We start from the raw sequence: 5,335 nt of genomic DNA, 5'->3' as shown, positions 1-5,335 counted from the left end.
TGCCTATGAGGCGGTCAGAGGTGCAGGATTGATCCTGGTGCGCCTGGGCAATGTGGGCGTGTTCGCATCTACTGAAAAAGAGCGAGAATACCTGGCGGCTCGTGTTGACGATAGTGGTTATTAGGCATTTGGTGATGTGCTGGCAGAAAGGCTGATAGACATTGTCCTCTAATTGCTGTGCCTTGACGAATTCAACCACACTGGCTCAGGTAAGATGGCAGCTGAAATGATATACGAAGATTTTGCCAATGATCTTGCAAGCTGCGAACTTTGCGAACACAGGTGTGGAGTAAATAGATTGGAGGGAGAAACCGGGGTTTGCCGGGTAACACTGGCCACAGTGGCCTCCGCCACTCTGCACCCGGCGCCGCCGGAAAGCTACACCGTATTCATGGCCGGCTGCAACTTCAAGTGTTTGAACTGCCAGAACTGGTCCATTGCTCATTATCCTGACAACGGGTGCCACCAGAGGGGATATGAAAATCCAAAAGAGTTAGCCGCAGAATGCCTCAGTAATCTTGCCTCTTCTCCTGCCAGACTGATGGGGGCTGACAGAATATTCTTTTCAGGCGGCGAGCCCACGAGAGCCCACGATTCATCTGCCCTATATAGAGAGAGTGGTGGCAGAGGCAAGAAAGATAAACCCGGATACCAGGGTGAATTTTGACACCAACGGTTATATGACCGAGAGAAGTCTCGAGAGGGTACTCTCTTTTGCCACATCCATCACCTATGACCTGAAGGCATACGACAACGAACTCTGCCTGGCCCTGACCGGGGCATCAGCAAAACCGATTTTGCGGAACGCAGAGCTGGTTGGCAGGCATGCCAAGGAAAAACTCTGGGAGTACAGGATCCTGGTAATACCCGGAATAAATGAAGAAGACATCAAGCAGCTGACTGAATTCGTAGCAGACATCGATCCATCTCTACCAGTATGCTTTCTCGCCTTCAGACCCAACTTTGTTCTGGAGAATCACCCTGGCGCAGGCAGCAGTTTGATGGAAAAGTGTGTGGCTGTGGCAAAGGCGTCTGGACTGAAACATGCCTACTGGGCGGGACGTCCAGGAATACCTGGAAGGGTCGCAGCTATAGAAAGCAAAGTTGGTGATAAGTATTCTTCAAAAGGTGCACGCCTTGCTGCTTCATACGCTTTTGCCGCCGGCTGTCAAAGTCACCCGAGGAATTGTACTGACTGCACCTCAAATCAGTGCTGCCCTATCAAGACATACTTGCCCGCCAGAGATTCGTAAGTAATCTATATGAAAGGGTAGGTCAGCTCTCCCCATCAATGCCGCCATTTTCTTCAGCTGCCTGGGCACCGTAAGAACATAGTATGTCGCAGGCTGCAAAATTAGAAATTACTGACGGTGCTAACCTGTATTCTCAGGGCGGAGCACTCTCAATCGTCGAGCAGCAGCAAGGGCATCCAGGGCATCGACATAGTTCCAGTATCTATTATTGTCACAGAATGAGTGCCTGATTTGCCGCCATAGGCTGCAGCGATAGAGCAGGACTCATTGGCCCAAACTAGAGAGGTGCTGAAAAACCCATTGTTGGAGATGCGCGCCCGACTACAGTTTTCACTCCAGGTGGCGCTGTTGGTCACATTGGCGCTTGTGCCGTCATTGTAAAAGGCTGCACAATTGAACTGTGCACCAGAGTTCTCGTTCAACTCCGTTGGTCCGGTGATGACAACGGAGCTCAGCTCCAGGGGAGCACCTTCAGCCAGGGTATAAACATAAACAGAACCTGAATCATTGCCCTTGTCATCGTCAAGATAGGCTCCAACCAGAATCTTATCTCCACTGATAGCCACTGATCTCCCATAAAAGTCGAGTTTTGCCCCGTCAGAAGGGAGGAGTTTCTGTTCTTGCACCCAGCTGCTGCCGTTCCAGCGAAAAACATAAGCCGAGCCCGAGTCCTCCCCATTGTCGTCATCACGACGGGCTCCTACCAGGGCCCAATTGCCGCTGATGGATACCGAGTAGCCAAAACTGTCATTTTGCTTGCCATCAGAGGCCACCAGTTTCTGTTCTTGCACCCAGCTGCTGCCGTTCCAGCGAAAAACGTAAGCTGCCCCCGAGGACATATCTTTGCCGTCATCTCCGGGCGCCCCCAGCAGGGCAACATCCCCGCTGATGGCCACCGTGAATACAGTGCCGTCCACAGGGAAGAACTTCTGCTCTTCCACCCAGCTGCTGCCGTTCCAGCGGAAGACGTAGACGGAACCCGAGTGGTCTCCATTGTCGTCGTCCCCTGACGCCACCACTAGAGCAACATCCCCGTTGACGGCAAGCCCTCCGCCGAAAGCGTCACCACCTGCAATATCAGAGGAGATGAGTTTCTGTTCTTCCACCCACTTGCTGCCATTCCAGCGGAAGACATAAGCCGCGCCTGAACCGGTTCCTCCATTGCGATAATCTCCAGGGTCCCCCACCAGCGCTACGTCTCCGCAAATTGATACTGGGCGGCCGAATTGCACATCTTCCACGGGGTCCGAAGGGAGGAGCTTCTGCTCCTGCACCCAGCTGCTGCCGTTCCAGCGGAAAACGTAGGCCGCCCCCGCATCCCTGCCATTCTCGCTGTTGCCGTGGGCCGATACCAGGGCCACATCTCTCCAGATGGAAACCGAATAACCAAACTTGTCACCCTTGGCGCCATCAGAGGGAAGTAGTTTTTGCTCCTGCATCCAGCTGCTGCCGTTCCAGCGGAAGACATAGGCTGCCCCCGAAACATTGCCGTTGTCGTCGTCACCATAGGCCCCCACCAGGGCCACATCTCCGTGCACAGATAATGAGAAGCTGAACCAGTCGTCCTGAGCGCCATCAGAAGCAAGGAGTTTGACATCGGCAGAGGCAATTATATTGCTCCCCAATACAAGAAAGACGAGCAAAGTCAGTGTGATACAGATCTGCAATTTTCCCATTATAGGGTTGAGTCTCCTTTTGGCTCTTGTTCTATTGCAGTAAATATTCATTATTATGTCTGGACCATTGCATATTGCATAACCAGATTTTCAAAATATATCACGAACCGGGGTCGAATAGAAGGCAACATTGCTGTCAGCACAGACCATAAATTTCCTGCGGATTGTGCGGCAAACGGCAATTCTCTGGAATCTAAAAGTTGTTGTTTACTGTTTAGTGGGCAATCATTGTCATTTTCTGGTGCGGACCACTGAGGGCAAAATACCGGGCTGCATGTCTAATATCAATGGAGTTCATAATCAGTGTTTCAACCAGGAAGGAATTAAATCTTTGTTGCCGCAAATACACGGCGGTCCTGGTGCAAGACCAAAGTCACCTGTGGAACTGATACGCTGTATCCACCATAATCTTCCTTATGAGGAGAGCATCTTTTTATTATCCGCGAAGCAGCTACATAGCCATGTTTCAACAGCTAAGAAATATGCTTGGTCATTTAAGGAATTTTGATGGCCATGCTTTTCTCCCAGTGAGGTAGTGGCCCTACAAGAAAGGTGTCCTGAACGTGCCATCTGGTGGATGAGAGGAGGTTGCCTCCGGCCGCACCCGAGGCGCCAGAGGCAACACTCTATTCTTCATGCCAGGAGACCTTGCCTGTTTTGGTTACTCCGGGGTTGGCCTGCTCTATGACCTGAATTGCACCGGTGCTGCTCTGGATAAACGCCTTGGAGCCCTTGCCTCTGCCTGTGTGGATATTCGGTGTTATAGTGAGCCCTTTGCCGAGAGCGGTCTTGTCGATGACTTCCGGATTGCCCTCGGCATCCGTGTTGGTGGTGTCCAGACCTATGACCGATCTCAAATAGGCGGTACCGGTCTTGAAGTAGAGAGCGTAAAGGTAACTCTGTCCTTCGAATTCACAAGGATCCGCATCAGGGAGGTAGGTAGTAAAGGTGACAATGTCTCCAACCAGGGCTGCCTGGCCAAGGTTTCTCTCCTTGCCGCCCGAGAAATCGAGCATCCAACCATCCTTGGCGGCAACTGTGTCAATTACCTCGTAGAAGCTCACTGTACCATTGCTATTTTCGTCGAAATCGGCCAGGGCTAGATTGTCCACTTTGTTGCCGCCTTCGAACACTTCCCCGCCGGTCATGTCGGCAAGGTTTGAGGTGAGAACAGTAGCCCAGGTGGGATTCTTATCAGTATCATTGTCCCAGGGTTCCTTGATGCCATAGTAGGATTGCTGGGAAGTGTCATCAACGTCATCCCGATTCATGAAGCGTCCAGTACCAAAATAGACCCAGACGTGGCCTTCGCCATCTCGCGCTACGGCAGGCGCTGCGCTCACTGGTTGGCCCACATCGATGAGGGTGCTGTTCCCCGTCCAGTTACCCGGGTCAGTGTCGTCAGCCAGTACTATCCTGCGCAGCTTGCCTACCCAACTGGATCCGGACTCAGCAACCGTTCCATAGTAGATAACATCCGTCTTGTAGTCGAGATCCAGGTCTACCGATACCAGATCGGAGATATAGGAGTTATTGTCGGGAAGAACCTGAAAGGGAGTTCCGCCCACCGCATGAACTGCACCTGATTGATCCTTGAGCACACGATTCTGGGCCAACTCTCCAAGGTCTATCATGTAGATCCTGCCATGCTGAGCGCTGCTTACATATTCGAGTGCAGTACTACCAGGACCTGAGGCACCGATGGGTCCTGAGCCGAGAACCAGATACCATTTATTGGGAGTGGCTGGATCTGTGGTGCTTTTCATGACCGCCACTGTTGGATAGCTGGTCGTGAAGCCGAGACCATCGAAAGTAATTTCAGCCAGGACCTGGGGGGGTGACTCCGGATCAGTGATATCGAGAACGAAATAGGCTGATTGCATTGTTACGTCCGTAGTCGCGTCAAAGGTGCCGTCGTGGTCTTTGTCCGTGCCGATCATGCCGCCGCCCAGTCTCATGCCGCCTACAAGAATGGTTCCCCAGCCGTATGGGTGCTTGTCATTTGCAGGATCCGAGGTGTTGTAATTGAAGATCTTGGCATCAAAGATCCGCGGCTTGAGATCCACGTAGTAAATATGGGCATAGTTGGGGTCAGTCAACCAGTAGAGATGCGGCAGCAGGTTCAAGGGCACATAGGCCCACATTTCAGTGCCCAGGGGAAATTCAGTCTCACAGTTGGCAGCGGTGCAGCCAGGACTCTTCAGGTCGAACCGCCTGTTGAAGGCATCATAGAAGCCCCCGTTGAAGGCATGCAGCATGCCGTCATTGCCGCCCACATAAACTACGCTCCGTCTTCTCCTGTATTTGGAATAAAAGACCCGATAGGTGTCATCCCTGTAGAGCAAATCATAATTTTCTGCTGGACGCCCCACCACTGTTGGAGTGGAATGAACAATGTCACCCAGC

At 52.2% G+C, this 5,335-nt stretch carries 4 protein-coding genes; 2 read left to right on the top strand and 2 right to left on the bottom strand.

Annotation, left to right across the window (positions count from 1 at the left end):
• The first annotated feature begins 226 nt into the window (after positions 1-226).
• Both JRI89_16730 and JRI89_16725 read left to right on the top strand, forming a co-directional pair.
• Positions 227-667 carry a 4Fe-4S cluster-binding domain-containing protein gene (locus JRI89_16730; GenBank protein ID MBW2072877.1) on the top strand — a complete coding sequence of 147 codons (441 nt, stop codon included), beginning with the start codon at positions 227-229 and terminating at the stop codon, positions 665-667.
• Positions 618-1,253, top strand: coding sequence for a radical SAM protein (locus tag JRI89_16725; GenBank protein MBW2072876.1), 636 nt, complete (start codon positions 618-620; stop codon positions 1,251-1,253). Before JRI89_16730 ends, JRI89_16725 begins: the two co-directional genes overlap by 50 nt.
• A gap of 149 nt (positions 1,254-1,402) precedes the next feature.
• Here the strand turns inward: JRI89_16725 and JRI89_16720 are convergent, their stop codons facing one another.
• Complete coding sequence (locus JRI89_16720; protein MBW2072875.1) at positions 1,403-2,929, bottom strand: FG-GAP repeat protein; 1,527 nt, start codon at positions 2,927-2,929, stop codon at positions 1,403-1,405.
• A gap of 626 nt (positions 2,930-3,555) precedes the next feature.
• Positions 3,556-5,335, bottom strand: a 1,780-nt coding sequence (locus JRI89_16715; protein MBW2072874.1) for a hypothetical protein, incomplete at its 5' end; no start/stop codon positions are given.

This window comes from Deltaproteobacteria bacterium (assembly GCA_019309045.1).
GTDB lineage: Bacteria > Desulfobacterota > Syntrophobacteria > BM002 > BM002 > JAFDGZ01.
The sequence above is the reverse complement of the archived record's forward strand: the minus strand, read 5'-3'. Positions and strand labels throughout refer to the sequence as shown.

Coding starts and splice junctions, on each gene's coding strand:
- JRI89_16730 (MBW2072877.1), top strand. CDS start 227: ATGATATACGAAGATTTTGCCAATGATCTTGCAAGCTGCGAACTTTGC.
- JRI89_16720 (MBW2072875.1), bottom strand. CDS start 2,929: ATGGGAAAATTGCAGATCTGTATCACACTGACTTTGCTCGTCTTTCTT.